28 protein-coding genes are annotated in these 25,484 nt (G+C 41.3%); 7 read left to right on the top strand and 21 right to left on the bottom strand.

From position 1 onward, the window contains the following. Nucleotides 1–29: 29 nt before the first annotated feature. Genes ACN20O_RS03955 through ACN20O_RS03965 form a run of 3 tightly spaced genes read right to left on the bottom strand, consistent with a single transcriptional unit; the run spans nt 30 to nt 2,288 of the window. Nucleotides 30–560, bottom strand: a complete 531-nt coding sequence (locus ACN20O_RS03955) for a hypothetical protein (RefSeq protein ID WP_491637413.1) — start codon at nt 558–560, stop codon at nt 30–32. Continuing rightward, nucleotides 557–1,474: an alpha/beta hydrolase gene (locus tag ACN20O_RS03960; protein ID WP_491637415.1), complete on the bottom strand. Its 918-nt coding sequence runs from the start codon at nt 1,472–1,474 to the stop codon at nt 557–559. The genes ACN20O_RS03955 and ACN20O_RS03960 overlap by 4 nt, the downstream gene beginning before the upstream one ends. Beyond that, on the bottom strand, nt 1,464–2,288 hold the full coding sequence (locus ACN20O_RS03965) for a DUF4339 domain-containing protein (RefSeq protein WP_491637417.1): 825 nt from the start codon (nt 2,286–2,288) through the stop codon (nt 1,464–1,466). The genes ACN20O_RS03960 and ACN20O_RS03965 overlap by 11 nt, the downstream gene beginning before the upstream one ends. A 191-nt stretch (nt 2,289–2,479) precedes the next feature. On the opposite strand from ACN20O_RS03965, the gene ACN20O_RS03970 reads away from it, so the two are divergent. Continuing rightward, nucleotides 2,480–4,000, top strand: a complete 1,521-nt coding sequence (locus tag ACN20O_RS03970) for a hypothetical protein (protein WP_491637419.1) — start codon at nt 2,480–2,482, stop codon at nt 3,998–4,000. Between the two features lie 2 nt (nt 4,001–4,002). On the opposite strand, the gene ACN20O_RS03975 is transcribed toward ACN20O_RS03970, so the two are convergent. Next, nucleotides 4,003–5,049, bottom strand: coding sequence for a Crp/Fnr family transcriptional regulator (locus ACN20O_RS03975; protein ID WP_491637421.1), 1,047 nt, complete (start codon nt 5,047–5,049; stop codon nt 4,003–4,005). A 26-nt stretch (nt 5,050–5,075) separates the two neighbouring features. Then, complete coding sequence (locus ACN20O_RS03980; RefSeq protein WP_491637423.1) at nt 5,076–6,233, bottom strand: thiolase family protein; 1,158 nt, start codon at nt 6,231–6,233, stop codon at nt 5,076–5,078. A gap of 116 nt (nt 6,234–6,349) precedes the next feature. On the opposite strand from ACN20O_RS03980, the gene ACN20O_RS03985 reads away from it, so the two are divergent. Further along, on the top strand, nt 6,350–8,305 hold the full coding sequence (locus ACN20O_RS03985) for a hypothetical protein (protein WP_491637424.1): 1,956 nt from the start codon (nt 6,350–6,352) through the stop codon (nt 8,303–8,305). Between the two features lie 60 nt (nt 8,306–8,365). Then, on the top strand, nt 8,366–8,815 hold the full coding sequence (locus ACN20O_RS03990; protein ID WP_491637425.1) for a hypothetical protein: 450 nt from the start codon (nt 8,366–8,368) through the stop codon (nt 8,813–8,815). A 38-nt stretch (nt 8,816–8,853) separates the two neighbouring features. On the opposite strand, the gene ACN20O_RS03995 is transcribed toward ACN20O_RS03990, so the two are convergent. From ACN20O_RS03995 to ACN20O_RS04015, 5 genes are read right to left on the bottom strand one after another with little or no spacing between them, the layout of a single operon-like run. After that, complete coding sequence (locus ACN20O_RS03995) at nt 8,854–9,249, bottom strand: hypothetical protein (protein ID WP_491637427.1); 396 nt, start codon at nt 9,247–9,249, stop codon at nt 8,854–8,856. 19 nt (nt 9,250–9,268) lie between these two features. After that, the gene (locus tag ACN20O_RS04000) at nt 9,269–10,489 is read right to left on the bottom strand and encodes a hypothetical protein (protein ID WP_491637429.1); all 1,221 of its coding nucleotides are present in this window, start codon (nt 10,487–10,489) and stop codon (nt 9,269–9,271) included. A gap of 57 nt (nt 10,490–10,546) precedes the next feature. Then, complete coding sequence (locus ACN20O_RS04005) at nt 10,547–11,689, bottom strand: acyl-CoA dehydrogenase (protein WP_491637431.1); 1,143 nt, start codon at nt 11,687–11,689, stop codon at nt 10,547–10,549. A gap of 5 nt (nt 11,690–11,694) precedes the next feature. Then, the gene (locus ACN20O_RS04010; RefSeq protein ID WP_491637433.1) at nt 11,695–12,498 is read right to left on the bottom strand and encodes an enoyl-CoA hydratase/isomerase family protein; all 804 of its coding nucleotides are present in this window, start codon (nt 12,496–12,498) and stop codon (nt 11,695–11,697) included. After that, nucleotides 12,485–13,339 carry a 3-hydroxybutyryl-CoA dehydrogenase gene (locus ACN20O_RS04015; protein WP_491637435.1) on the bottom strand — a complete coding sequence of 285 codons (855 nt, stop codon included), beginning with the start codon at nt 13,337–13,339 and terminating at the stop codon, nt 12,485–12,487. Before ACN20O_RS04015 ends, ACN20O_RS04010 begins: the two co-directional genes overlap by 14 nt. 165 nt (nt 13,340–13,504) lie before the next feature. Here ACN20O_RS04015 and rpsT point away from each other — a divergent pair, with 165 nt between their 5' ends. After that, complete coding sequence (gene rpsT, locus ACN20O_RS04020; RefSeq protein WP_102244619.1) at nt 13,505–13,768, top strand: 30S ribosomal protein S20; 264 nt, start codon at nt 13,505–13,507, stop codon at nt 13,766–13,768. A gap of 38 nt (nt 13,769–13,806) precedes the next feature. Here the strand turns inward: rpsT and ACN20O_RS04025 are convergent, their stop codons facing one another. Genes ACN20O_RS04025 through ACN20O_RS04035 form a run of 3 tightly spaced genes read right to left on the bottom strand, consistent with a single transcriptional unit; the run spans nt 13,807 to nt 15,954 of the window. Next, nucleotides 13,807–14,319: a GNAT family N-acetyltransferase gene (locus tag ACN20O_RS04025; protein WP_491637437.1), complete on the bottom strand. Its 513-nt coding sequence runs from the start codon at nt 14,317–14,319 to the stop codon at nt 13,807–13,809. A gap of 44 nt (nt 14,320–14,363) precedes the next feature. Then, entirely contained in the window at nt 14,364–15,296 is a 933-nt protein-coding gene (locus ACN20O_RS04030; RefSeq protein ID WP_491637439.1) for a hypothetical protein, read from the bottom strand. Continuing rightward, a complete protein-coding gene (locus tag ACN20O_RS04035; RefSeq protein WP_491637441.1) occupies nt 15,286–15,954 on the bottom strand; it encodes a hypothetical protein in 669 nt (222 codons plus the stop codon). Before ACN20O_RS04035 ends, ACN20O_RS04030 begins: the two co-directional genes overlap by 11 nt. Before the next feature lie 43 nt (nt 15,955–15,997). Between ACN20O_RS04035 and ACN20O_RS04040 the strand changes: the two genes are divergently transcribed. Then, on the top strand, nt 15,998–16,522 hold the full coding sequence (locus tag ACN20O_RS04040; protein WP_491637443.1) for a DciA family protein: 525 nt from the start codon (nt 15,998–16,000) through the stop codon (nt 16,520–16,522). Here the strand turns inward: ACN20O_RS04040 and ACN20O_RS04045 are convergent. Genes ACN20O_RS04045 through ACN20O_RS04080 form a run of 8 tightly spaced genes read right to left on the bottom strand, consistent with a single transcriptional unit; the run spans nt 16,499 to nt 24,504 of the window. Beyond that, complete coding sequence (locus ACN20O_RS04045; RefSeq protein WP_491637445.1) at nt 16,499–17,104, bottom strand: L-threonylcarbamoyladenylate synthase; 606 nt, start codon at nt 17,102–17,104, stop codon at nt 16,499–16,501. The two genes, ACN20O_RS04040 and ACN20O_RS04045, sit on opposite strands and share 24 nt — an antisense overlap. A 3-nt stretch (nt 17,105–17,107) precedes the next feature. Beyond that, nucleotides 17,108–18,376 (bottom strand): hypothetical protein, encoded by a 1,269-nt coding sequence (locus ACN20O_RS04050; protein WP_491637447.1) that lies wholly within the window; start codon nt 18,374–18,376, stop codon nt 17,108–17,110. 3 nt (nt 18,377–18,379) lie between these two features. Then, nucleotides 18,380–19,750: an MlaD family protein gene (locus ACN20O_RS04055; protein ID WP_491637449.1), complete on the bottom strand. Its 1,371-nt coding sequence runs from the start codon at nt 19,748–19,750 to the stop codon at nt 18,380–18,382. 21 nt (nt 19,751–19,771) lie between these two features. Next, entirely contained in the window at nt 19,772–20,524 is a 753-nt protein-coding gene (locus tag ACN20O_RS04060) for an ABC transporter ATP-binding protein (protein WP_491637451.1), read from the bottom strand. An 8-nt stretch (nt 20,525–20,532) separates the two neighbouring features. After that, nucleotides 20,533–21,336 carry an MlaE family ABC transporter permease gene (locus tag ACN20O_RS04065; RefSeq protein WP_491637453.1) on the bottom strand — a complete coding sequence of 268 codons (804 nt, stop codon included), beginning with the start codon at nt 21,334–21,336 and terminating at the stop codon, nt 20,533–20,535. A gap of 4 nt (nt 21,337–21,340) precedes the next feature. Beyond that, complete coding sequence (gene alr / locus ACN20O_RS04070; protein ID WP_491637455.1) at nt 21,341–22,480, bottom strand: alanine racemase; 1,140 nt, start codon at nt 22,478–22,480, stop codon at nt 21,341–21,343. 10 nt (nt 22,481–22,490) lie between these two features. Beyond that, a complete protein-coding gene (locus tag ACN20O_RS04075; protein ID WP_491637457.1) occupies nt 22,491–23,966 on the bottom strand; it encodes a hypothetical protein in 1,476 nt (491 codons plus the stop codon). A 31-nt stretch (nt 23,967–23,997) separates the two neighbouring features. Then, the gene (locus ACN20O_RS04080) at nt 23,998–24,504 is read right to left on the bottom strand and encodes a shikimate kinase (RefSeq protein ID WP_491637459.1); all 507 of its coding nucleotides are present in this window, start codon (nt 24,502–24,504) and stop codon (nt 23,998–24,000) included. Nucleotides 24,505–24,563: 59 nt separating this feature from the next. On the opposite strand from ACN20O_RS04080, the gene ACN20O_RS04085 reads away from it, so the two are divergent. Next, a complete protein-coding gene (locus ACN20O_RS04085) occupies nt 24,564–25,076 on the top strand; it encodes a YceD family protein (RefSeq protein ID WP_491637461.1) in 513 nt (170 codons plus the stop codon). A 107-nt stretch (nt 25,077–25,183) separates the two neighbouring features. Continuing rightward, the gene (gene rpmF / locus ACN20O_RS04090; protein ID WP_102244632.1) at nt 25,184–25,393 is read left to right on the top strand and encodes a 50S ribosomal protein L32; all 210 of its coding nucleotides are present in this window, start codon (nt 25,184–25,186) and stop codon (nt 25,391–25,393) included. Nucleotides 25,394–25,484 lie beyond the last annotated feature (91 nt).

The following is a 25,484-nucleotide window of genomic DNA, read 5'->3' on the forward strand; positions in this document are numbered from 1 at the left end:
TTAAAGAAAAACTTAAGCCAATTTTTTGTTTAGTTGACTACTTTTTCTGTGAATCCTGGGAAGTTAAAAATCAGTGGTTTAGTTTCGTTGGCCGAACGGCAGATCCCGTATACCTGATATAAACGCAATGAATTCATTTCAGAGTCCGGGTGTTGAAGGAAATGTTTCTTAAATGTAAGCAGGTCGATTTTTTTATATCCTGCGAGGTCCAGTTGCTCATTTAAAATTGAGTACGGAAGGATCTTGGTATCAAGTGAGTAGGCCATAACAACTTTGAAGTCCTGGCATTTTCCGATTTCGGCCAGCTCCCCTGCAGAAAACCAGAAGTTAAAGCCAGACTGTGGAGAAATGCTTCCCATGATCAGGTCGAACTCCATCGTCAGCTCGTGGTACCAAGACACTCTGGTAAGAGTTAAATTTTCTTTCCAGATCTTATCCCCGGCCGTTCCGTTTCTCACGACAAAGCTTCCCTCTTTCACTGTATTTTTACTTAAATTCGCGCATGAACTAAGCGCTAAAACCATGGCAAATAAAACAAAGAGAGAGTAGGACTTTTTCATGATTGGACCCAATGAGCAATATCGTTATAAACTTCTAAATTATCTCTTTCATTATACAAGTCATGTTTTAAATTTGGATACTTCTTTTCTGTCAAAAATCCCTTTTTAAAACCCTTGGAAAACGACTCCATCCCTCTCGAAAAAAGGTATGGACTTTCACTCTTTAAAAGCAGAGTTGGTTTATCAAGAAAATAGGCATCTTGGTAAATACTCTTCACTTTGTGCCCGATGCATTGGAAAGTCTGGAATGTTGGCCTTCTTATCATTAGCGGGTCTTCCAGGTAAGCAGTCTGCTCTCCCGGGTGAGTGAGTACCATTGATGGAAGATAAATCTCCATAGGTCTCACAGTCTTCATAAGATTTTCCAGAGGAAGAGCTGACGTCAAAAGTTTATTTTGAATTTCGAGCATCATCGAAGAAAAATTTAAAACAAAATTTGAAACGACATAACTGTCAATTTTCCCCTCAATAGATTCATCAAAACGATTGGCTACTTCCAGAAGGGCCAGTGCCCCAAGGCCATGACCTAAGGCCACCCATTTTTCATCTGGTTTTTTTTCAATCAACTCCAGCGCTGTCACAACATCTGAAGCAATGTCACCGAATTTTTCAATATGCCCACGGGTTCCTGAGCTAAGCCCATGTCCTAAAAAATCCATCAGGACAAAAGAGACGTTAGGGTGTTGAGCACGAAACCAATTTATGAAATTGAGAAAACGCCCGTGGTAAGCTGAGAGGTCATGGAATAAAAAAAAGGTCACTGGATTTGTGCCAGGCCTTCTTGCTTGAATGTGTTTTAAATAAATCTGCTCAGGACGATACATCCCGTGGCGCTCGGAAGAAAAGTGAGTCACTCTCACCTCTTCACTGAGATTTTTCCATTCTAAATGAGGTGCATCTCTTCTAGACTGCATGATTTAGCATGATTCGTTTAGCGTCCTGGTTTAAGTCCATAAACAGACACTCAATCGACTGGTCTCTTTTATCGTAGTTCTGCACAATCACTTGCACATCTCTAGCTTTAATTTCACTGCCTACATAAAGAGAGGCCTTCACTGTTTTATTAGTGAATTCTAAAAATGGACCTGCTCCCAGCAACACCCCATCTTTCACTCCCGCTTTTTTCACCATCGTCACCAATGGCAATGGTGTATAATCAAACACCAGCATTAGTGGCTGTTCATTCAATGCAATGGATGTTGATCCCGGACGATGCTGATCATTAAGTGGAGTCTCTTCAATCTTTACCCATGAACTCATTCCTGGTGCAAAAACCAAAGTCTGAAGATTGATTCTTTTTTCTTTCAGGGCCTCTTTTAATTCAGTCATCGAGTATGGCCCGAAGATATCTGAGTCACTTGTCTTTCTGTCTTTACCAATTCTCACGAAAAAAAGTTCATCATTCTCTTTCGTTTTTCTCCAGTCAAAAGTGAAGTGAACTTCAGGAGAAGATGGCCCTTCTTGTCTGATCGGTTCTTCTTTTTTTACTTCCGCTCTTCTTTGTGGAAGTGGTGTCGGTGCTGGCATTGCTGCTTCTACTTCTACGGCTGTCTCTTCTTCTTCAAAAGAAAGTTCAGCGACATCTTTTAAGCGCTCCCAATTCTGGAACCCTTTTCTCCAGATATATGTCTCATTTGTAATTTCGTTATTCAAAAAAAGTTGTTTGAGTGCCTCTACACTGACCGGGCCCACGCGCTCGCTACCCACTACGTAATACCAGTTAACCATATAGTTCTCCCCATCCTTATATACATGCCTATCCTTCTATTTTAACTTTTTGAAATTACAAAAAAAGATTGAACATTTTGCCCTTTTAAGAGGATTTTAATCAACTATCTCAAGAAATATCCTAAGAATCCGATAAGTCTAAAGAATAGTCTTATGAAGACGTGTGAACTTTCGTACGGATAAGGTAATTTATGAAAAACAAACTACTGATGATGGCCATGATTCTCCTCTTTTCTGCCTGTGCAAAGGAAGAATTTGCGGTCAACAAAGGATCACAGAACACTAGTTTAAGCGCACTGGATACCACGGCCAATAAACTGTGTGCTCAATCAACACTCATCAGCCCTAAAGTAGATATCCTCTTATTATGGGATAACTCTTCTAGCTTTAGCTTAGTTAACAGCAGTACAAAAGCTTCTATGAACTCTCTTATTAGCAGTATTCCAGAAAGATTCGATTACCATATTCTTTCAGTTCCTCTGGTTTCACAAAATGCTAATACGCTTTACGAAGCTCAATTAGTGGCAAAAAACCCGATTGGACTTAACACGACAGCAATGGGAATCCTAAAAGATAAAGCAACAGCTGCTCAAAGTTTAAATTTCACAACAAGCAATCAATCAGCAGAGCCCGGTATCAACCGCGCGACTCAGGTAATTGAAGCAAACCGTGGAAATGGAATTTTTAGAAATGAAGCCTACACCATCGTCGTTATGATTTCTAACGAGGATGATGACACTTGTGAACTGGAAACAGGATATGGTGAGTGTGGTACTTCAACATGGAAAGCAAAAGTCGATGCTCAAATTAATAAGCTTCTTTGTATGCGTGGAAACTCTTATGCAAACTGTTCAGGAACTGGATACTCTAGCAGCAACAGCTTAAATTCTCTTATGATGAGATTTATCAACATCTCACAAATCAAGAGCAGCACAAAAGGATTATGTACTAACGGCGTTGGTGCTGTTAACCAACGTTATAAATACGTTGCAGATACTATCTACAAAGCTGAGTACACAAATGGTATGAACAGAGCAAACGACCATTTAAATCCAATGGATAGTCTATCATTCGATAGCTATGATCTTTGTACAGTGGGATTCAATCATATCTTTGACGGTCTTCAGACTTCAATTACTGAAAGTATCTTAAAACATAAATACGACTACTGGCCGGTGACTGGGGCTTCAACTTCTATTGACCCTTCGACAATCAGAGTTGTGCGCTCAGATGGTAAAATCCTGGCCAACAGAACAGGTGAATCAAATCCGAGTGATGGATATACATTTGATAACGTCTCAGCAACAAGAAACACGCGTTTCTACCCTACTCCTGGTGAATCATTCACTGGAAAAATGATCCAGCTTCATGGTGTAGACGGAAATGATAAAATCGTTTATCCAAACTGTTTAACTGTGACTTTCAATGCTGAAAAAACCACTTATGGTTATGTTTACCTTCAGTATGGCGAACCTAACACATCAACAATCGAAGTTCGCATCAATGGCTCGCTTGTTCCTCAATCGGCCACAAATGGATGGGACTACATGGGACTTCAGTATACTGCGGCCCTGGATCAAGGGTACAAAGTGGCCAACATGCCAAGCGGAACAACGTCAGGATATTTTATCCGCCTGAATGGAAATTATAAAATTCAGAACACGTCATCAAATACGATCAGCGTTCTTTATAATTCAAAAAATAGTAATTAAATCTAAGGATTCGTCTTCGCCTTCAACTCGTTTAAACGGTTGAGGGCGTTCATGAACCTGATCACCGGATACATTTTTCTCAGGTAATCGATATTGATGGTAGTGCTGATACTACCGTTTTCGCCCATGCGGTACTCTCCGCAGAACTTTGCTTTTTTAGCACCTTCGAAATCATCCAGAGTGATTCCCATATTGTATTGTTTAAAGTGCGCTGCAATTTTTGAGATCTCAAGATCAACTTTCCCATCGACAACAGGAAGGGCGTCACACTCCTCCATTACTTTGATCAGAAACTTCTCACACTTCGCTGTGATGGTAAGTTTCTTTTCATCGCGCAGGGATCTTTGAGTGTTGAAGAAAACCTGGAAAATTCTGAATGTATCTGGCTCGCGAGTGCTAAAAACTTTTGATGAATCCAGCTCATCTATACTCACTTCAATTAACTTCTCATCCGTTAAAAGCTGAATGAATTCTTCCATTTTGGCTTCATTGATATTGAAGATATCCAATGCGTAGGTTTTGATCTTATTGTAGTTTAAATTCCACTTACCTTCTCTGTTCTCACCTAAACTTCTAAAAGTTAAGAACATAACTGAGAGCATTTTTACAACCTCTGCTGATTGAAAAAATTTATAGTCAGAAGAAAATCCTACGGAGTTATTCTCCAGAGCTCTCACTCTCTCATTAGTCTTTCTCAGGCGCTCTGCCAGTGTATTGATCAAAGTCTTAAACCATGGGTTTAGACCCGACATGGTTTTTTCAAGAGCATTAAAAGAAATTTCGATGATTTCAACTGAAGTGATTGCTGAGGCAGAAACGCTTCTGGTTTTTGATTCGGGATCGAAGTAGGCCATTTCCCCCAGCATCTCTCCCGAGCGAAGAACAGCAATTTCTACGAAGCCTTTTCCTTTAGGACGAAACAGTCGCAGCTGGCCTCTTTGAATGATGTACATGGAATCAGCGGCGTCGCCTTCGTTAAAGAGAATCTGCCCTGGGGCCAGAGTTTTAATTCCTGATTTCTTCTGCGCCGCCGCTGTTCCTGTCGTCATGACAATCCTTAAAAATGAATGAAGTACTAGATTCTTTCAAGTACTAGAGCAAGTGCTTCTCCACCACCAATACAGATTGCGGCCATACCATATTTCGCTTTTTTGTTTTCCATTGCTGTCATCAATGTCACTACGATTCTGGTTCCGCTACATCCGATAGGGTGACCTAAGCTCACTCCACCACCGTAAATGTTAACTTTACTATGGTCTAATTTTAACTCTTTCATGGCCGCTAGTGCAACCACTGCAAAAGCTTCATTCACTTCAAATAGATCAATTTGATCAAGTTTAAGCCCAGCTTTGCTTAGGGCCTTATTAACAGCTTCAACTGGAGCAGTTGTAAACCATGTTGGGCTTTGAGCGTGGCTAGCGTATGAAACAATCTTGAACTTTGCTTGTGATTTGTATTCCTCACCACCTAAAACGATAGCTGCTGCTCCGTCGTTGATTGTCGAAGCGTTTGCCGCTGTAATCGTTCCGTTCTTATCAAAAGCAGGTTTTAGCGATGGCATTTTTTCAAAGTTCGCTTTTCCTGGACCTTCGTCAGTTGTGACAACAGTGTCCCCTTTTGGTCCCTTGATTGTAACTGCTGCGATTTCTGAATTGAAGATTCCGTCTTTAATCGCTGCTTGAGCGCGTTTGAAAGATTCAATTGAGTATGCGTCTTGCTCTTCTCTGTTTGTGTATTTTTTTGCAGCTTCTTCAGCGCAAACACCCATTGGAACGTTAGCGTAAGCGTCAGTTAGTCCATCCCATGCCATCGCGTCTTTCATATTAGCATCACCAAACTTAAATCCATTTCTTGAATTCATCAGAAGGTGCGGTGCCATTGACATATTTTCCATTCCACCAGCAACAACAAGTTTGTTGTCTCCGGCCATAATCGTTTGAGCACCAGTGATGATTGTTTTTAGTCCTGAACCACAAACTTTGTTAATTGTCGTACATGGAACTGATTCTGGAAGGCCTGCGAAGATAGCAGCCTGACGAGCTGGAGCTTGTCCAACACCTGCACTCACTACGTTCCCCATGAAAACTTCGTCTACTTTGCTCGCATCAACTTCTGCTTTTTTAAGAGCTGCTTCGATGGCCACAGCACCAAGTTTTGGAGCTGATACTCCGCTAAGAGATCCCATGAAGCTACCATTTGGTGTACGGGCCCCTGAAAGAATATAAACGCTCATATTTAGTCTCCTTTTTGATAAAATTTTGGGTCATTAAACCATAATTTTCACCTATTTGCCTATAAAAACGGCCTTTTTCTCTCAACTAATTCGATGGAAATCCGATAAGTTTCCCAATGAAAACAGCTAAAAACCTTACATTTCTCACTCTGGCCGCCTTCCTTTGGGCCAACACCGCCTTAGGCAGTCCACTTTGCCAGGATGCTTTAAGTAAAGGCCCCTGCACTGACACTTTTACTAAAAGTGGAGAAGTACTTCCTAAAAACCTCGCTTCCATCGAAACCTATTTGTGGATTGAAGGCGAAATTAAAACTCACCAAGAAATTTACCGCCAGAAAAAAGATCTCTACGCTGATATGTTCCGCTATTTAGATGGCCGCGAGATGAACAATAAAAAACTCGAGCCGCAAATCAAAAAAGAATGGGAAGGAACAAAAGAAGATTTCCGCACTCTTTATCAAATCTCTATCAATGTCCGTGCAATTCAAGCACGTCTTCAATACTGTTATACGAGTAACGGTGGATGCGGCCCGGTTCGCAGACTGGAGCTCGAAGATCAACTGGCATTAGTACAAAGATCAAAAGCACTTTTACTGGCAAAAAGACCAATCCTAAGTCACACAGGAATTGAAGAGTATATCAAAAAACAAATACAGGATTTTAAAAACGATGACATCCCTACTCCACCAAATGTCATTCAAGACCTGGTGAAAAATGCCAGCCGTGAAACAGCTCAAACTCTTTTAGATAAAGTTTATAGTTACGATCGCTACTTAAATGATCCACAAGCACCACTCCCTCATAAAAATAACGGAGCGTATGCCAAAAAATATCTGGAGAACTTAACGTCAAATCATCCTCAAATCGTCGATGATCTTCTGGATCGTTTTGAAATGATTCCTCCTCCTGCCGACAAACAAAACATGCTGTGTTCACTTTCACAAAAAAGAGAAAAAGAAAGAAAGCGTGATGCCATGGTTAAAGTTGGTGTTGAAACATCACTTTTTATCGCTCCCTTTTTACTGGGGCCTTGGGGGCGCGCAGGCGTCTTTGGACTTGAAGGCGCACTCGGAGCAAAACTTCTTCGCTGGGGTTTAACCGCAAAAGAAATCGAACAAGCAGCTTGGCTTTCAAGAGCTGCTGTTGGTCTTTCAACCAATGCTCTTCAAACTGTTGAAGTCATCAAAATTGGTGAGACTTGTAAAAATTTAGAGCAGAAGTATTTTGTCTCTGCCGACACTAGTAAGTTTCAGGCCCTGGCCGATTGTAAAACTGAGTACCAAGATACAATGTTTATCGCTTCAATGGGATGGGCGCTGGCACTTGCTCCAGAAATTCCAGGACCGGTTCTTAAATTTTACAAAGCAAAATTCCCCCCTCAACTCACCAGCACAGCAGCGACCTCTTCGCAAATTGGAGCGAGTTTAAAGAGTTCTCCCCTTGAAAAAAACCAATGGGCAAAAGAATTCACGACAAAAGATCAGGGAACATTCACCTACATGGATCTCTCTAAAATTGAGCGCGTAAGCGATCAGCATATGAAATCCCTTCCTGATGATTACTGGAAATTTGTTGGTGATATTTACTCTGAACGCTTAAACCTGACTCCCGATGAAATTAAAGGCTTCATTAAATCAAGCCAGGACTTTGCTCCAAGAACAAAACTCATCGTCAACACTCCAGGTCCAGTGAAAGACGCACAGAACTTTAAAGGTGGTGTCGGTGTCGTTATCTCTGGAAAAAGTGATGACCTACTCCCTCTGGAAAAGGCCATCGGTAAAAAATTAGAAAGAAAGCCCGGTGAAAAATCAGCAGAGATCGTGCGCCTGACAGTTTCAAAAGATGCAGATGCAGAAAAACTCTCGAAGTCTCTTATCAATCAGGCCGCTGGTCTCGTGCTTTCTGACCCGGAGATTAAAACAGTGTATATTTATACTTCTAAGATCCACCGCAGGCTCTATAGTAAACTCGGTGTGACTCCAACTAACATCAGTGCCGTCAGCGACCGCGACGTTTTAGTCACGTTAAAACGCGAGGATATCGAAAAGCTCCTCTCAAACACCATGAATTAACATTGCAAAGAGGCCCTTTTATTGTTAAATCAGTCTCTCAATTCCACTTGGAGATGACTCATGTTTTCACGCCTTGACCACGACATTAAAGCGGTTCTTTTCCCTAAAGAATGGGCCGATGGATTAAAACAAATCCTACTTAACATCTACGGCGACAAATGCTTAAAAGACGAAAAAACCTTCGAGGTGTTTGGTTTCTCTTACCCGAATGAAGCACTACTAGTGATTTCATACGTCGGCCTGGATAAATTCGAAACTCCAACAACTCTTTTCCTTTCATGTGATCTGAACGAAAAGACAGACGCTGATAAAATCATGGACAAAATGTTTGACGGCGCAGGTATTTTCTTCGATCAATTTTTTGCTCACGAAGACACTGAAGATGAAATCTGGGATGAATATATCCTGGACTGGGATGAGGCTGAATTCGGAAACGAAAAGTTTTTCTATAGAGTCACTCGCGAAAACGTAGGACTCACAATGCAAGCTGATCTGCTACTGGGCGAATAGCTCCACAAATAAAAAAGGCTCCCAATGGGAGCCTTTTTTTATAATTTCCTAAAACATCCTATCGTACTGAAGACCGTCGTCGCAAAATCCCCTCTCTCGTCGGCCCAACGAGTCTCTACAGGGTTCGCAATCAGGTTGTAATCAACATAAAGAACGCTAGCAACCTTTGTCTGCACCTTTGCCAATTTATACGTATAAGGGCGACCAAGGCCTAAAAATGCACAAACGAGCACGGCACTATTGCTCGTCATCTTTACGATATCCACGCCACCGTATGTCGCGTTTGAGTGGTAGTCGTGAGAGAAAACCGCCGCAAACGGAAGCCCGTTAAGCGTTGGATTATCATACATAACAACTTTTTCAGGAAGTGGAACCTCTTCCGCAAAAACGAAAGAAGTCAGCACTAGTGATAAAGCTAAAATAAGTTTTTTCATCTGTTTTCTCTCTAACCTATTAATCGTCGAATGAAGGCTTAACAACTTTAGTTTCAAACGCGATATCTTGATCGTCGTCCAGTAACTCGTCATCATCAAATCCATCGATCTCTTCTGCATCTGTCTCAATATCCAGATCCTTAAGAACGTGGTTGAAGGCCTTATCATCAGCTAAATCCTGAATGATTGTTTCGATGTATTTCATTGGGTACTTGCGAACAAGCTCCTCAATGATTTTTGCCAGTCTTCCTTCAGAAAGGATAAGTTGCTTTTTCTTAACGTCCTTCCAAAGTTTAATGTAGTGGTAACGGCAGTACCCAGAAGTAGTAGAAGGGTTGTCACAACCACGCACTACACACTCGTCTGTCTCAACCTTGAAAAGTTCCATGCTTCTGATAGAAGAGAAAACATCTTCAATTGAAAAGTCTTCAGAAAGGGCAAGAATTTCTTCTGCCAGGTTTTCTTTAATGTCTTCATCAATTGCTGAACTTTTCTTTTTCCTGACAGGAATGATTTCTTCTTCGATGTCTTCATCGAAAGTCATCTTTACTCTTTTTGGAGTGTCGCTTTCGAAATCATCTTCTTCTTCGTCTTCATCAACGCGTTTCTTGATCGGCAGTCCGTCTTCGTCCAGCTCCTCTTCTTCAACTGCGCCTTTTTTGCCTTTAGCTTTTAGAAGTTCTTTTTCTTCTTTTTTAGAAAGTTTTTTTGGTGCTTTTGCTGCTTCTTTTGCTGCTGCTTTAGCCGCTTTCGCTGCTTCTTTCTCAGCTAATTTTGCTGCTTTTGCTTTTTCTTTCTCTTTTTCTTTGGCCTGCTTGTCTGCTTTCTTTTGAGCTTCCTGAGCTTTGGCCGCTTTCTTTTTTTCTTCAGCTAATTTTTTAGCATCTACTTCTTTTGCTTTTTTAGCTGCTTTATCTTGAGAAGCTTTTTTGCTTGCTGCAATTTTATCCTGGATCTTTTTCTGAAGACCTTGCTGAGATTTACCTTTTACTTCCGGTTTTTTAGCCACTGCTTTTTTCGCTGGAGCTGGCTTCACCGCTGCCTTTTTCGCAGGAGCTGCTTTGGCTGCTGGTTTTGCAGCAACTTTAGCAGGAGCTTTTTTCGCAGGAGCTGGTTTTACCGCAGCTTTCTTCGCAGGAGCCACTGACTTTACAGCTGGCTTTTTTGCCGGAGGTGCGGCTTTTTTAGGCGCAGGCTTTGCTGCTGCTTTTTTAGCTGCCGGTTTTGCGGGCTTCTTCATACCTAGATTCTCCAATATTTTTTTTATCAATTAATACCTGTCTCAATTTATAAAAACTTAAACGCCTTTTAATTCATTGGCCGCAATAACGATGCGCTGGATTTCAGAAGTTCCTTCATAAATCTCAGTGATCTTCGCGTCTCTGAAATGGCGCTCACACGGGTACTCTTTCGTGTAACCATTTCCGCCCAGAACCTGAATGGCCTGAGTTGTAATTCTCATACAAGCCTCTGAAGCAAACAGTTTCGCCTGAGCTGCTTCCTTAGAGTAAGGAAGACCGTTATCTTTTAAGTAACTCGCGTGCATGATTAAAAGTCTTGAAGCCGCAATCTCTGTCGACATGTCCGCCAGCTTAAACTGGATGGCCTGAAGCTCAGAAATCGGTTTTCCAAATTGCACTCTTTCTTTCGAATATTTCTTAGCGTATCTGAAAGCCGCTTCAGCGATCCCTAAGGCCTGAGCTGCAATTCCAATGCGTCCACCATCAAGAGTTGAAAGAGCGACTTTAAATCCTTTTCCAACTTCACCAAGAATGTTCGCTTTTGGAACTTTTACTTTGTTAAGCCAGATTTGAGCCGTCGTTGATCCTTTAATCCCTAATTTGTCTTCCAGTTTTTGAACCTGGAATCCTTCTGTTTTTGTGTCTACGATAAAGGCCGTGATCCCTTTGTGATCGTTTGTCTTCGTCGTTTTTGCCAGAACAATCGCAATTCCTGCATCTTTACCGTTAGTGATAAAGTTTTTTGTCCCAGAAAGTTCGTAGTAGTCCCCTTTGTCTTCAGCAAAAGTTGCCAGAGTTCCAGGATCTGAACCAGCATTGGGCTCAGATAGACAGAAACATCCGATCACTCCACCAGACGCCAGGCCTGGAAGGAATTTTTGTTTTTGCTCAGTTGTCCCAAAGCTTAGGATCGGCCACATACAAAGAGATGTGTGGGCAGAAATAAGAACTCCGGTTGACGCACATCCACGAGAAATTTCTTCAACAATGATTGCGTAAGATGTGTAATCCATCCCAGCTCCACCAAATTCTTCAGGAATATAAGAACCCATGAAGCCATTTTCATAAAGCTTATTGATAAGATCCTGTGGAATTACCCCATCATGGTCAATCTTAGCCGCCAGAGGTGCAACCTCTGTATCAGTGAATTTTGAAACTAAATCCCTGATTTCTGTGTATTGCGGGTCGTACATACTCATAAATTTTATTTTCCTTTAAAGTTAGGTGCGCGTTTTTCCACGAAGGCCTTAGTTCCTTCATGCATATCTTCTGACGAGAAAATGCCTGAAAACTGTCTCTTTTCTAGCTGTAAACCTTCCGCGATAGTTAAGTCAATACCTTCATTCATAACTTTTTTTGCAATTCCTACAGCAAATGGAGAATTCTGAGCAATCGACTTTAAAGTCTTCATTGCTTCGGCCATCATCGCGTCTTTTGTAGCGAAAGTTCTAACAACTAGCCCCATTCTTAAAGCTTCGTCAGCTTTTACGTTTCTTCCAGAGAAAATAAGTTCTTTTGCGTTATTTCTCCCAACTAGTTTTGCTAGTCTTTGAGTTCCACCAAAACCTGGGATTAAACCAAGCTTAACTTCTGGTTGACCAAAAACTGCGTTTTCTGTCGCATAAATAAAATCACAGCTCATCGCCATTTCGCATCCGCCACCTAGAGCAAATCCGTTTACACAAGCAATCACTGGAACCTGGATTGTTTCAAACAGAAGCGTTACCTGCTGACCAAGTTGCCCTAGTGTATAAGCATCACTTGGAGTCATGTCTGCCATCTCAGCGATGTCAGCACCAGCGATAAAAGCTTTTTCACCTTCACCTGTAAGGATCAGTCCAAGCATCTCAAACTTATCATCTGACTTGAGGTCAGTAAGAAGTTCTTTTAGTTCGCTTAGCACTTCAGTGTTAAGTGCATTTAGTTTTGTCGGGCGGTTGATCGTGATCACCCCGAATTTTTCCTGAAGTTCAAATTTTAATGACGTGTATGATTTATTTGTATTCATAGAATCCTCTTCCTGATTTTTTCCCCATGCGACCAGCTAGTACGTATTTCTTTAATAGCGGGCACGGTCTGTATTTAGTGTCTCCCAATCCATCATGAAGAACGTTCATGATCGCCAGGCATGTATCAAGTCCGATGAAGTCGGCAAGCTCAAGCGGCCCCATTGGTTGATTTGTTCCAAGTTTCATCGCCTGGTCGATATCAGATGCACTCGCTACACCTTCGTATAGAGCGTACACTGCTTCGTTAATCATTGGCATAAGGATTCTGTTAACCGCAAATCCTGGGATGTCGTTAGCGCGAACGAAAACTTTCCCCATCTTTTCAGATACAGCTGCTACTGTGTTGAATGTTTCATCAGAAGTCTCAAGACCTCTGATTCCTTCAACCAGTTTCATAACCGGAACCGGGTTCATGAAGTGCATACCAGCGACAAGTGCTGGACGTTTAGTCACGGCTGCAATTTCAGTGATTGAAATTGAAGAAGTGTTTGTCGCCAGGATCGCTCCCGGTTTTGCGACTTCATCTAATTTTTTAAAGATATCAAATTTAATCGCTTTATTTTCAGTAGCTGCTTCAATAAGAAGATCGCAGTTTGAAAGTTTAGACATATCAGAAACTGTTGAAATTGCTTTCATTGTCTTGTCTACGAAGGCTAAATCCCACTTTGATTTCTCTACGCCCTTTTTAAGTTGAGCTTCGATAAAATCCACTCCCTTTTTAAGTCCTTCAGGAGAAACATCGTAAATTTGAACAGTGTAGCCACTCATTGCAGCTACTTGCGCGATTCCACGGCCCATTTGCCCCGCGCCAACAATCCCAATGGATTGAACATTTTGCATATATACCTCACTCTTAATGGTAAAAACGCCCTAATGATACAAACCAGGCCATGGTTTCACAAATAAAACCTTGCCAAGTTTTTACAATTAGAATAAAAAATGAGTCTCATTAATTGCTGAGTGCAAAAAGTTAAAGTTGAAAATATCTAACGGTAGGAGTTAATTGTGGCAAACCACAAATCATCAGAAAAAAGAGCAAAACAAGATATCAAGAAGAACCTTGCTAACAAAGTTAACGAGTCTAAAACTAAGACTGCTGTAAAAAAAGTTAGAGATGCAATCACTGCTGGCGACAAAAAAGCTGCAGCTGCTGTTCTTAAAACTGCTCAAGCTGAACTAAGAAAACTTGCTAAGACTGGCGTTATCAAAGCTAACACAGCTGCAAGAAAGACTTCTCGTCTAGCTTCTCAAATCAACAACCTTAAATAATCTGTAAAGATTTTAAGATATAAAAAAGCCTCATAGTACTATGAGGCTTTTTTTATTTTCTTCGACTGAGTTTTTCTCTCTCTTCGTTTTTTCTCCATCATCAACACTTCCCCATCCGCACCTTGAACGACTTCCAGCTTTTTAAAGCCGGCCTTTTCGTATGCTTTTTGTGCGCGTAGGTTTAGCACAGATGGATCCGTGATCACGCGAGTCGCTTTTTGATTAATCAGTAGCTCGTCCGAGAATTCCTTCACGAACATGCTTCCCAATCCTTTATTGATGAATTCTGGAACCGCAATAAACTGGTCAATCCCAAAGGTCTTGCCATCAACTTTATATGATTGGATATAACCAATCGGCTTTCCCTGAAGCATAACCAGATAAGGAGTCACTTCCTCAGACTCAATAGCGCCTTTGTATTTTTCCTTAAATGATTCGTAGTCTTGAATCGTCTGCTCCGTCCAGTATTCCTGAAGGTGCGGTCTTTTCATCCACGAGTGCAGTAATGGGAGGTCTTCATGAGCGAGTTTTTTAAATTCAAAATTTTTCATGATACTAAGATGGTATCACTTTTTTGGGAGTCAAGGTGACTCGTCTAGATAATTTCTAACCGGAGTTTATTGATCAAGAGCTGATCGCTTGATTTTGCTAGGATTTCTAATTCCGAGAAAAATTGCAGGTATTTTTCAACGTCCTTTCTTTTCCACTTTTCACTTACAACCAAAATACTTTGGTCATATTTAGAGAGCTTCGCCTTTCCACGTAACTCATCCGGAAACAGGACTTTTGCCAGGTGCCCTTGCATGAAAGCAAACAGCGAACGAAGCCATTCATAGTCTTCATCCCCTTTTTTCAGCACTTCATTGAAAAACTTTTTTGGATTGTCGTTGAAGAGATCAATCAGTTCAAAAAAATCCCAGCGCTCTTTCTGCACAAATGTTTTTAATTCTTCGAGATTGATTTTTCCTTCAGGAAAATTGAGTTTAATTGTATCAATCACCCAGAAAAAAGATTCGAAGTTATGCTCTAAATGATCAAGCACAAAACGACTCACGTCTTGAGGAAGATTCACTTCGCGCGCCTTCTGGCAAAACTGCCAGATCTTCACTCCTTCCCAGAAGCGAGGCTCTTCAATTTCAAAGGCCAAGACATCAGCTTTTTTAGCGAAGTCAGTAAACGTCTTTCCACTCTTCGTGAAAAAGATCACCATAAAACGCTCGCTCCAGTCGATCCCCGACTCCGTTAAAAGAGCGAGATTCGCGGCCTGGATATTTTCACCATTGATCACCTGGATATGATCAGTTGAGGAAAAGAAAGAAAGGTTTACAAAATGCTCTTCGATAAAATCGCGAGTCACTTCCACTCCGGAATACAGAGAGAAAGGAATTTCTTTTTTAGGGAGGCGGTCTAAAAGAACGCGTTCAAGATAAGGATCTGAGACTAAAAAGGCATAGAGCCCCGGTCTTTTCGGATCGATAGTCATCGGGTGTTTTGGCAGAAAATCCCAAGGCAGTAGTTTAGAAAGCATTAAGAACAACCTGTCTGAAAGTTTTAGCGGCACTGATCGCTGTATCCTGCAGACTCTTTTCAAAAACACCTTTGTTTTTTACAAAGTTGGTCTTCCCTACAGCATTTGCCGTTGTCGTTTCACCAACTGCACGCGAGAACGAGCCAGAGAGGTCAATAGTGTCCATTAAAACAACTTTTGGATTCACTTTCATGAATTGCCCCATGTCAGTTGTTAAAAGCTGAATTTCTTCTTTTGAAGGGCGTTTAATTAAATACACTCTTAATGAAAATCTGTAGGTCGTTTGAACTGGATAATAAAATGGGCTTCGGTCACCAACTGACGATTTGATCGTATCATCAGTAAAGAGCGTTTGAGTTGTTTTGACTGCTTCATTGTAGTGATCGCGCGATTCAATAATACCAACCAACACAGCATCGGCCGCTTCGTTTTCTCCACTGAAAACGCGGAGTCCAGAATAATCGTTTAGGGTAAAGATGATTTCTTTGGTCATTGGTGCAGCGAGTTCGGGAATGACTGAGCGATTCACAAACATAGGCACTGCAATAGAACGAATATCGTAACCAATTAAAGGGTTGTTATTAGTATTGAAGTGATAACCGGCACACGATGTGAGGGCCAAAAGCATAGCCAGAATAGAAAAAAATCGCACTTTCATGGCGTTAGTGTACTCTAAAAGCTATAATGCTAGAACCTTTTTTATGCTAAAAAAACTCTCACAATTCATCGATTTTGAAGGCTCTGCTCCCCGTAATAAACAGGAGCAAAGCAAACACGCGCAAATTGCTGATAGTTTCGATTTCATCAGCCTGATTAAGGCCTGGAAAGAAATCGCTGGCGACAAACTTTCTGAACATACGATTCCACTAAAAAATCAAAATGGCACACTCATTGTTCTCTCTAATCATTCGGCCTTCGCCAATGAATTGAGTTTTATGGAACTGCCTTTAAAAAAGAAGATTTTTGCCAAGTTCCCGTCGCTTGAAAAATCCATCAACAACATCAAGTTCATTGTCGACAGCACGCACTTTGACCGACAATACACACAGTTCATTGCCACGCCTGAAAAACAAAAGAAAAATGAAAACAGACTTCACCCGCACTCGCCGGAATTTAAGAAATTAAAAAGAGATGCGGATGAATTGTTTAAAGATATTGAAGACCAGGAGATCAGAGAAAAAATGATCTCGCTTTACATCCAATCAGGAAATTTTAAGCCCAGTTAATTTCAAGTGCTTTTTAATTTCTTCAATTTTGATTCCCTCGCGGATCACTTCAAACGAGTCCCCTTTATAAAAGACAATCGTCGATGATCTTCCTGAAAGATTGTGAGAGCTATCGCCAAAAAGTTCTGCATCGGGTGCATGATCTTTTTGAAAAGCTTCAGCATCAGCAAAATTAATGATCGGAGGCTCGCCTGTGAGGTTTAAGCTCGTCGTAAAAAACGGCGCCTTTATGGCATCAGAAATGTCTTTTAAAGCAGCATCATCCAGGCAGCGGACAGAGACAAATTCACTCTTTCCGGTCACCCATGAAGGAATAGAAATTTTAGAGATTTTTCTCGGAAGACCTAATGTTGATTCAAGCTTAAAATAGTTTCGAAGCCAAGACACACTCATGAAATCCGGAAGATTAAAACTCTTATAGAGAGTGTTCACGTCAGTAAACATAATGGATAAGGGTTTATCATCAGATGTTCTCTTAATAGCGGCAATGCGCTTATGAGCGGCCTCTGAATGGATTGAGGCGCCAATGCCCCACACTGTATCCGTTGGATAAATGAAAACGCTATCTGAAGTTAATTTCATAAACTACACCGGTAGAGGTTTGTTTAGGATCTCTTTAAAGTAGAAGAAAACGGCCACAATGATTAAAACCAAGATGATCAGAATGAAAAAGATATAATTGTCGTTGCGCTTTTTTAAAGGCTCCGAGTGAGTATCTCTGTCTCTGTGGGCCACTTCTCTATTTGGATCCCTTTGAGCTGCCTTGGCACTGGCCTTAGGCTTGCGATCGTGAAGAAGCTTGCGGTCTTCTATTTGTAATTTTTCTTTTTTAGCTACAACATTCTTAACTTCGTGATGGTGGTGATCAGCTTCTGGGGACGCTGCTTTAGGTACATCAAGAGTTAGAGAAAAAGCGATATCATCAGAGACACCCTCAAGCTCTCTCATTGGTTTAGCAGCAGGCCTCTTCTCCACTTTAGGTTGATCTGCAACTTCAGGAAGGGCCACTGAAACTTGTTCATTGTCCAGGGCCACTGTTCTCGTGTACTGGTGAGAAAGATCAACTTTCCCTTTTTCAACTTTAGTCGATGTCTTATCGTCAATAATGGCCGAAGCAGCAGTTGCAGGAATCCCCACATCTGGGAAGGCCAGGTCATCATCACTTGGAAAATGAGCTTCATCTGAACTTTCTGGCTCTTTGTTAAATTTAGGTTCAGCAGTTTTGAAATCTATTTTTGGACCTTGGGCCGCAGGCTGTGCCTGTGCTTGAGGTGCACTGGCCATAACAGGTGCTTCGATCTTGAAATTTGCGCTTACGCTTGAAGTGATCGCTGCGACGTCCGGGAATTCAAGGTCAGAGGCATCCGGAATCTTTTGGTCACTGTCTTCATTTAAATTAAGTGTCGGAACTGGAGCTGGAGTTGGAATTTTAGTCACAACAGTCATGTCAGGGAATTCTAAATCCGCAGCATCTGGAGTGACACCTGCTGCTGTTGAAGCCGCTGGTTTACTCGAATTTTCCGGTGTCCCTAGAATGTCTGAGACTTTAATAACCTGAGTGTGTTGAGTCTGATTAACTGGAGCAGTATTGATTGAAGTCGTTCTTTCTGGATGCTCTCTTCTTGAAAGAACACTTTTTGACTCTGAGATCGGGTTGTAACCTTGAGGGATATCCCCATAAATGTATTTTTCAACCAGGTCTTTTTCTTTTAATGAAAACCAATAACCATTTCCACTGGCCACTTCATCCGTTAACCCAAGCGCACCCTTCTGGATAAACTCCAATAGTTTTTGCTTGGCCACCGGGCCTAAGATTTGATTCTGTGATGTTCTGATTAACCAGTTTCTTTCCATAAATTAGAAGAAAAATCCCATTAAACCTTTTAAGTCTTCATCGTTAAAGCGAAGCCCGGCCTGAATCGTAGCACTACGCTCTTTTCTGCCAATATCATTCGCTGAAGCTCGCCCGTACAGTACGTTCCAAATCTGAAGTTCAGTGATGAAACGCAGGTTAGCTCCTTTATCTTTTTTGTAATCAAAAGCTTCAAGTGAGAATTTTGTCCCCAGGTTCTGCAGGTAATAATCAAGCCCCAGACCTCCCGTTGATTCGATCAGACCTCCGCGGAAAGCGAAGTCCTGAACGCGGCGACCGATTTGAACGTTGAATCTAAATGTATCTCTGTCGCGCTCTTTTTTATTAGATACTACAGTTGATCCATTTGTTGTCGTTTCAGTAATTGTTTCTCTGTCTGGTCCAATTTCTGAAGTCGTTAACCCCAGGTGGTAGAATCTTTCAGGCGAAGGATAAATTCTAAGCGCCACTTCACTCTCACCGCCACCTTCAGTGTTAGCTCCGGTAAACACCGAGAGCTCCGTTCTGATAGCGTCAGCTTTTCCAACAATTTTTTGAACGCTTGAAAGTGTGTCTTTAACCTGATCAGCGATTTCATCTTCAACCAGAAGTTTCCCCACTGTTCCCTTTCCACGTTTCACATCAGCAACCAGTGAGTTTAAATCAGCAGTGATCTTTTTTGAATTTGCCAGGATTTCTTTGATGTCGGCCATAGCACTGTCTGGATTTCCTTTATCAACCTGATAAGCAAGCTCATAAGAAAAACTCTCCAGGTTTTCAACCAAGGCGTTTAGTTTTTCTTCGTTTCCAGTCATGACCCTCTTAAGTGACTCAGTCGCGACTCTAGTGTTTTCAACAAGAGCTCCGATATCAACCAGGATCTTCTTCATTGGAGAAGGTTGCCCTTCCGGTGCAATACTATCCTTTAAACTTTTTGTAATCGCTTTAACGTCAGCTAAAACTTCAGAAGCATCTTTTACCAGCGTTTCAATCCCCGCCGCTTCTTCTGAATCGATGAAATCATTTTTCGCTAAAAATTCAGGTGAATCCCCGACATAGATTTCGATGTACTTATCACCTAAGAAACCAACAGACTTAATTCTTAACTTCGAATTTTTTGTTACTTGAATTTGTTTAAGGATCTCAAACGTAATTAAAGCTGTGTTTCCTTGAAGCTCAATAGAAGAAATACGTCCGGCAGCGATACCGGCAATTTTGATTGGAGTTTTTGGGAAAATGCCGGAAGCATCTTTAACAATCGTTCTATATGTTTGATATTGACCAAACCCCGATTGATTAGATGTAATCTTGAACGACATAAAAACGACAGCGGCCAGTGTGGCAATGGCCAAAAGCCCTACTTTAAATTCATTCATCTCTTATTTCACACCTTTTGTTTAGAGCCTCAAAAATTCCTGTACCAATTCTTTTTTGGAATTTTTAAACTCATCTACCGGTAAATACTCAATAATCTTACCACGGTCCAAAAAGGCCACATAGTCGGAAATTTCTAACGTCGCTTTTACGTCGTGGGAAATAATAACTGATGTCATCTCTCGGTCTTCGTGATTTTTTGCAGTATCTACGATTAAATTGTTAACCATTTTAGTTGTAATTGGATCAAGACCCGTTGTGGGCTCATCATAAAGCATGATGGCCGGGCTCAGTGCCAGTGCACGCGCAAGCCCTACCCTCTTTCTCATCCCTCCGGAAAGCTCCGATGGTAGTCGATCAAAAGACTCTTCTTTAATTCCTACAGAAATCAGAAGATCCTTAACTTGGTCGTGAATCTCTTTGGGACTTTTTGTTGTAAATTCTTTTAACGGGAAAGCAACATTCTCTTCTGCGGTAAAAGAATCGAATAAAGCTGCGTACTGAAAAAGCATCCCGTAGTTTCTTCTGAACTCTCTTAATTCAACCTTTCCCAGATGGGCAAGGTCCTGACCCAGAACTTCGACAGTACCAGAGGTCGGCTTCACAATTCCCAGGATGTGCTTAAGCAGAGTAGATTTACCGGCCCCGGAAAATCCCAGGATCGTTGTAATTTTATTTCTTTCAATATCAAAATTTAAGCTGTCTAAGACTTTCTGCTCACCAAAAATTTTGGTGACGTTTTTTACTGAGATGGCTGGATTTTCAAATGTCAGCATCCATCCCCCTACAGAATCTTAACCAGAAAGGTTGTTAAGAAGTAATCCAGAATAAGAACTGAAACCATTCCCCAAATAACGGCAAGATTAGTTCCACGCCCTACACCTACGGCTCCTTTTTCTACCTGGAAGCCAAAGTAAGTCCCAATCACTGAAATAACAAAACCAAAAACGAAGGCCTTGATTACACCTTGGGCAACGTCTTCGATCATCATAAATTCAGAAAGCTTTGAATAGAACATTGCCTCATCGATCATCAAAGTCGTTGTACCAACTAAATATGCTCCTAGGTTTCCGATAAAAAGGAAAAGAACTGAAAGCATCGGCACAGCGAGAGTTGAAGCAATGATTCTTGGAACGGCCAGGTATTGAATAGAGTTGATCCCCATAACTTCCAGGGCATCAATTTGCTCAGTGACTTTCATTGACCCAATCTGTGCGGCCATCGCCGAGCCCGCTCTTCCCGCAACAATCAGTCCGGTTAAGACGGGAGCAAGTTCTTTGGCCAAAGAGATGGCAACGATTGAACCAACAAGTGAGTCAACGTTGATAAGCTTGAAACCAAAATAAGTTTGAGTACAAAAAACCATTCCGGTGAAAATCCCCGTCAGAAGAATAATCAGGATACTTTTGTTTCCGATGAAATAAAGTTGCTCCATCAAAAGATGAAAACGAAATGGACGTCTGACCATCCAGTAAAAAAAACGACCGCCAAAAAGCGTGATCATACCAAGGCCGTCGACCATATCTAAAATGGAGCGTCCAAAATCTTCAATCTGATCTTTTAAATAATTTTGTAATTTCGTTATCACCCAATTAGTTTAAACGATAAACTCTTGGAACGCGAGGAAGAAGCGCACAGAAAACTTCATACGGGATGATTTTTGTCTCCGAACAAAAGCTCTCGAGATCCCCGTCTTTTGCCCCCCAGATTGTAAAAATCTCATGGGCGCGGATGTGATCCGAGGCTTCCTTTGGGAAGAAGACGTGAGTCATATCCATACTCACTCTTCCAATGATCACGCCTTCAAAACCTTTATGGTATAAATGCGCTCCAGAATAGCGGTTGAAAAATCCGTCTCCGTAACCGATGGCAAGAATGGCAATCAAACCATCTTCGGGACAAGGTGTTGAGTTGTATCCAACCACATCACCTTTCTTAACTTCAAAAGTTCTTAAAATGTAAGTTTCCAGCTTAGAGACCAGCTTCCCTTCAAAGTTACCTGGTACCCCTGAGTTCAGCGAGCTCGGCCCATACAACATTAGACCCGGCCTCACGTGAGTGTCGTCGCTGTTTTCAGGAAGACCAACTTTTTGTTCAATTGTTCCCGAGTTCGACTGCGATGTGCGCTCAAGAGTAATCCCCGAATCGCGAAAGAACTTTTTAATTTCTCCAAAACGAGTTCTCTGCAGAACATTCACTTCGTGAGCATTCATGTTCGAGCTGGCGTTAGCATAGTGGCTAATCAAATGGTGTACAGAATTTCTTCCGTGTTGCTTTAGTTTGTTGACGATAAGCGGAGTGTCGTTAGGATCGAGACCTAAACGGTTCATCCCCGTATTGAACTTCAAGCAAATCGGGAAATGCCTGAATTCCGGCGTGTGTAAAATATAATCCAACTCACTGACATTTGAGATAACTGGAATAATTCTGCGTTTTAGATAAATATCAGCGTTTTCTAAAAGTTCCAGTTGGATATCAGAGAAAACATAAATATCAAATTCAAGTTCATTGAGTTCTTCGCGCAATTTAAGCGCTTCACCAATTGTGGCACAACCAAATTCGCGAATCCCCATTTCAGTGATCGCGTAACGGGCCATCGGAATCATCCCGTGTCCGTATCCGTCGGCCTTAATCATACAAAGGATTTGGGCCTTCGGTGAAATTTTTTTAATTTGATTTATATTATAAGCAAAGTGGTCAAGGTTAACCACTAAACGGCTTCTAAACTTCATTAAGTTTTTCCTACATATCTAAACTGGTTTTTGGTTCAACGAACGACCAGGCCTTCTTCGCCTCTTTTGCAGGCTTAGTAATGGCGCCTTTAAGTTCGCTTTCAATTTCCAGAATCTTGGTTAAATAAGCATGCGCTGACATTGGAGACATCGTCACTTTCGGCTGAATTAATTGGGCCAGCACTCCTTCCGAGTCTTCAAAATATTTCCAATACTGGAAGCGTCCTGAGAATTCTTTTAACTGATCAAAGAAAACATCCAGGTCATTTGCCTTAACAACAAACCCGATATTGCCGACGCCGAATTCAAAAAATCTAAAATCAGTGCGAGTTTGAATTTCCAGTTTATTAATAAACTCACTCATAAAGCGGTTCCAGAAAAAGCGGTTCGTCCCCTTTCTCATCACCACTTGCATCAGGCTTGAAAGATCTAAATCCACCAGGCGCATATCTTGAGTTAATTTATTCTGTTGAGCTTCACTAGCCGTCTGTCCAAAAAGGAATTGATCCAGATAGCTTAACGCCTCAAAGCTCGAAGAGAATTTCCTGTTAGTTTCAATCGGAGCTGTCAGTTTATTTTTAAAGCTTGCATAGAAGCCGTTTAAATATGCTTCCAGCATATGCCAGTCAAAATTATTAAAGAATGTTTCGTTTTTTGATTTAATAAAAATCATTTTATCCGGCTTGCTTTCTGATCCTTTGATCAAGAGAGAAACCAAATCACCGCCCATAATATCTATGGCAACCTGAGTGGCCATATTCTGGGCAAAGAGCTCAATCCCGTGTGTGCAGGCTTGACCTAACCACAGCGAAGGAATGTTTCTGAATTTTTGTAAATGAGAAATTGGAGAAATAAGTTTTTGTCCATTGAAAGAAAGTTCAAGGAAAGCAAACTCTTCAATCTCATCGACCCCATGGAAAACTTTTTCCAGCGATTTAAAAAAGTCTGTTTCGGAGCGAAGCTTTTCAAACTCCAGGCAAACACTCTTAACCATCGACTGGTAGTTATCCGCGCGCTCTTCTTCACGCAAGGCCAGCTCTAAACGTTCGATCTGCTCTTTTTGGGCAGTCGTCGTCATCTTGAGCATATGATAGTGCTGCTCTAAAGAAGCTACTTTATTTAGTCTTTTTAGAATCGCTTTAAGTGGGCCTTCATAGTTGGCCGATTGCTTAAGCGTTCCGAGGTGAAAAAAGTTATGAGTCGAAACCAAAAGTGGTTCAGTCTTATCTGTGTAATAAAATAATAGTGGCATTTCTTCGGCGATAACCGCCGGATGATCGCGAAGGACAAGTTCTCCTTCACTCATTTTTTTAACATCGACAATACAAAGGGCCGGCAAACGCTCCAGAGTTCCACTCCAGAAAGTTTTTAAGTCTTCATAGAAATGCGGGATCACTCCCAGTTTTTTAAAAACTGAAGAAATTTCCTTTACTTCATTTAAATCAGATAGAAGAAGCGCTACTGAGACTTTCCCTTCTGCTAGCATTGTACACCTAACCTCTTGTCAGTTTTAATTTTTATCCTTCTAAATTATGCACTAGAGAAGAGAGGGAAACAATCTTTTTTATGCCCTCTTCCGAGAGGTGGAGGTCAGCTTTTTGATAGAGAGGAAGACGTTTTTGGTAGAGAGAGCGAAGCCCAACTTCACCGAGTTTAGTTTGGGGTCTATTAGAATCATTTTTAATGCGCTCAAAGCAAGTCTCAAAAGGGACATCGAGGAAAACAAGTTTATGTTTTTTTGCAAGATCCCAAAAGCCTGGAGCTTCAATTGTTCCGCCTCCCAAAGCAATAATCTTAGGCGAAGCCGTGCTTAGCATTTCACTCAGGAGTAAACTTTCTTTATGACGAAAAACTTCCAGTCCGTGTTTATTGATCCACTCCCCTAATTCACTGGGTAGAAGACCGACAGAAAGGGCCACCGCCGTGTCGAGATCGAGGGCCTCATAGCCCAAATGATTGCGCTGAAAAGCTTCGACAAAAGTCGTTTTCCCGCATCCCATAAATCCACAAACTAAAATATTCACTCGAACCTCTAAACCCATTGTACTTTTAAAATCATCTGAGTTAAATGGGAGCCATGAATATGACAATAAAAATTAACACGCAGATTGAACCCCAAGTCCCTATTAACAAGTACAGCCACGACATCATCGAGGAGTACGAACTTTCTAACGAAAAGACTCCTTGGCTACAGGGAATCCTAGACGAACTTCATGAACAACTAGATCAAGAAGACGTTTACCCGGCCGGCTCACTGCACCTTAAATTAAAAATTTCTCGTAAAAAAAGTCCTCTTATTGGGGATCATTTAGTGGTTAGGGCCGAAATTGATGCGAAATACCATCTCCCTTGTGGTCTTACTTTAGTGCCATTGCCACAGCATATGGACCACAAAGTTAACGCAGCTTTCCTTCACGATTCACAGGAAAAACAACCGGAATATGCTGAAAGTACCACTGTTTTTGCTGATGGTGAGGAAATGGAGCTGTATTTTTATCGCAAAGGGTTGGCCGACATCATGGAATTCATCCATGAGCAGATTTTCCTGGAAGTTCCGGCCTTCCCAAGAAGCCAGACAACAGAAGATCAGGCCTAAAAGGCATGGTTACGTCAAAAAAACTTGCCGAACGAGTCTTTTTGTCGTATTGATTTACCCTCATATTTAATTTAAGTTGAAGTTACAAATTTGTCGCGGAGTATAAAATGGCAGTTCCTAAGAAGAAAAATTCAGTTTCAAGAAAAGGTTTAAGAAGAGCTGGTCAACACCATAAACTATATAGAAAACACCCAATGGCTTGTTCTAACTGTGGTTCACACGTTATGCCACACACTGTTTGTGGAGCTTGTGGATTCTACAAAGGTAAAGTTGTCGTTTCTGTAAAAGCTAACGAAACTGAAGAAGCTGCTCAATAATCATTAAGCAAATTTTGTCTTAAATATAAAAGCCCTTATCATTCGACCGAATATAAGGGCCTTTTTTTTAGGGCAATCAAAAACATGGACG

This window comes from Bacteriovorax sp. As-1 (assembly GCF_058446905.1).

What these genes read in the sequence shown, in the direction of transcription:
- ACN20O_RS03955 (WP_491637413.1), bottom strand. Translation starts at nt 560, where the DNA reads ATGAAAAAGTCCTACTCTCTCTTTGTTTTATTTGCCATGGTTTTAGCG.
- ACN20O_RS03960 (WP_491637415.1), bottom strand. Translation starts at nt 1,474, where the DNA reads ATGCAGTCTAGAAGAGATGCACCTCATTTAGAATGGAAAAATCTCAGT.
- ACN20O_RS03965 (WP_491637417.1), bottom strand. Translation starts at nt 2,288, where the DNA reads ATGGTTAACTGGTATTACGTAGTGGGTAGCGAGCGCGTGGGCCCGGTC.
- ACN20O_RS03970 (WP_491637419.1), top strand. Translation starts at nt 2,480, where the DNA reads ATGAAAAACAAACTACTGATGATGGCCATGATTCTCCTCTTTTCTGCC.
- ACN20O_RS03975 (WP_491637421.1), bottom strand. Translation starts at nt 5,049, where the DNA reads ATGACGACAGGAACAGCGGCGGCGCAGAAGAAATCAGGAATTAAAACT.
- ACN20O_RS03980 (WP_491637423.1), bottom strand. Translation starts at nt 6,233, where the DNA reads ATGAGCGTTTATATTCTTTCAGGGGCCCGTACACCAAATGGTAGCTTC.
- ACN20O_RS03985 (WP_491637424.1), top strand. Translation starts at nt 6,350, where the DNA reads ATGAAAACAGCTAAAAACCTTACATTTCTCACTCTGGCCGCCTTCCTT.
- ACN20O_RS03990 (WP_491637425.1), top strand. Translation starts at nt 8,366, where the DNA reads ATGTTTTCACGCCTTGACCACGACATTAAAGCGGTTCTTTTCCCTAAA.
- ACN20O_RS03995 (WP_491637427.1), bottom strand. Translation starts at nt 9,249, where the DNA reads ATGAAAAAACTTATTTTAGCTTTATCACTAGTGCTGACTTCTTTCGTT.
- ACN20O_RS04000 (WP_491637429.1), bottom strand. Translation starts at nt 10,489, where the DNA reads ATGAAGAAGCCCGCAAAACCGGCAGCTAAAAAAGCAGCAGCAAAGCCT.
- ACN20O_RS04005 (WP_491637431.1), bottom strand. Translation starts at nt 11,689, where the DNA reads ATGAGTATGTACGACCCGCAATACACAGAAATCAGGGATTTAGTTTCA.
- ACN20O_RS04010 (WP_491637433.1), bottom strand. Translation starts at nt 12,498, where the DNA reads ATGAATACAAATAAATCATACACGTCATTAAAATTTGAACTTCAGGAA.
- ACN20O_RS04015 (WP_491637435.1), bottom strand. Translation starts at nt 13,339, where the DNA reads ATGCAAAATGTTCAATCCATTGGGATTGTTGGCGCGGGGCAAATGGGC.
- ACN20O_RS04025 (WP_491637437.1), bottom strand. Translation starts at nt 14,319, where the DNA reads ATGAAAAATTTTGAATTTAAAAAACTCGCTCATGAAGACCTCCCATTA.
- ACN20O_RS04030 (WP_491637439.1), bottom strand. Translation starts at nt 15,296, where the DNA reads ATGCTTTCTAAACTACTGCCTTGGGATTTTCTGCCAAAACACCCGATG.
- ACN20O_RS04035 (WP_491637441.1), bottom strand. Translation starts at nt 15,954, where the DNA reads ATGAAAGTGCGATTTTTTTCTATTCTGGCTATGCTTTTGGCCCTCACA.
- ACN20O_RS04040 (WP_491637443.1), top strand. Translation starts at nt 15,998, where the DNA reads ATGCTAAAAAAACTCTCACAATTCATCGATTTTGAAGGCTCTGCTCCC.
- ACN20O_RS04045 (WP_491637445.1), bottom strand. Translation starts at nt 17,104, where the DNA reads ATGAAATTAACTTCAGATAGCGTTTTCATTTATCCAACGGATACAGTG.
- ACN20O_RS04050 (WP_491637447.1), bottom strand. Translation starts at nt 18,376, where the DNA reads ATGGAAAGAAACTGGTTAATCAGAACATCACAGAATCAAATCTTAGGC.
- ACN20O_RS04055 (WP_491637449.1), bottom strand. Translation starts at nt 19,750, where the DNA reads ATGAATGAATTTAAAGTAGGGCTTTTGGCCATTGCCACACTGGCCGCT.
- ACN20O_RS04060 (WP_491637451.1), bottom strand. Translation starts at nt 20,524, where the DNA reads ATGCTGACATTTGAAAATCCAGCCATCTCAGTAAAAAACGTCACCAAA.
- alr (WP_491637455.1), bottom strand. Translation starts at nt 22,480, where the DNA reads ATGAAGTTTAGAAGCCGTTTAGTGGTTAACCTTGACCACTTTGCTTAT.
- ACN20O_RS04075 (WP_491637457.1), bottom strand. Translation starts at nt 23,966, where the DNA reads ATGCTAGCAGAAGGGAAAGTCTCAGTAGCGCTTCTTCTATCTGATTTA.
- ACN20O_RS04085 (WP_491637461.1), top strand. Translation starts at nt 24,564, where the DNA reads ATGACAATAAAAATTAACACGCAGATTGAACCCCAAGTCCCTATTAAC.
- rpmF (WP_102244632.1), top strand. Translation starts at nt 25,184, where the DNA reads ATGGCAGTTCCTAAGAAGAAAAATTCAGTTTCAAGAAAAGGTTTAAGA.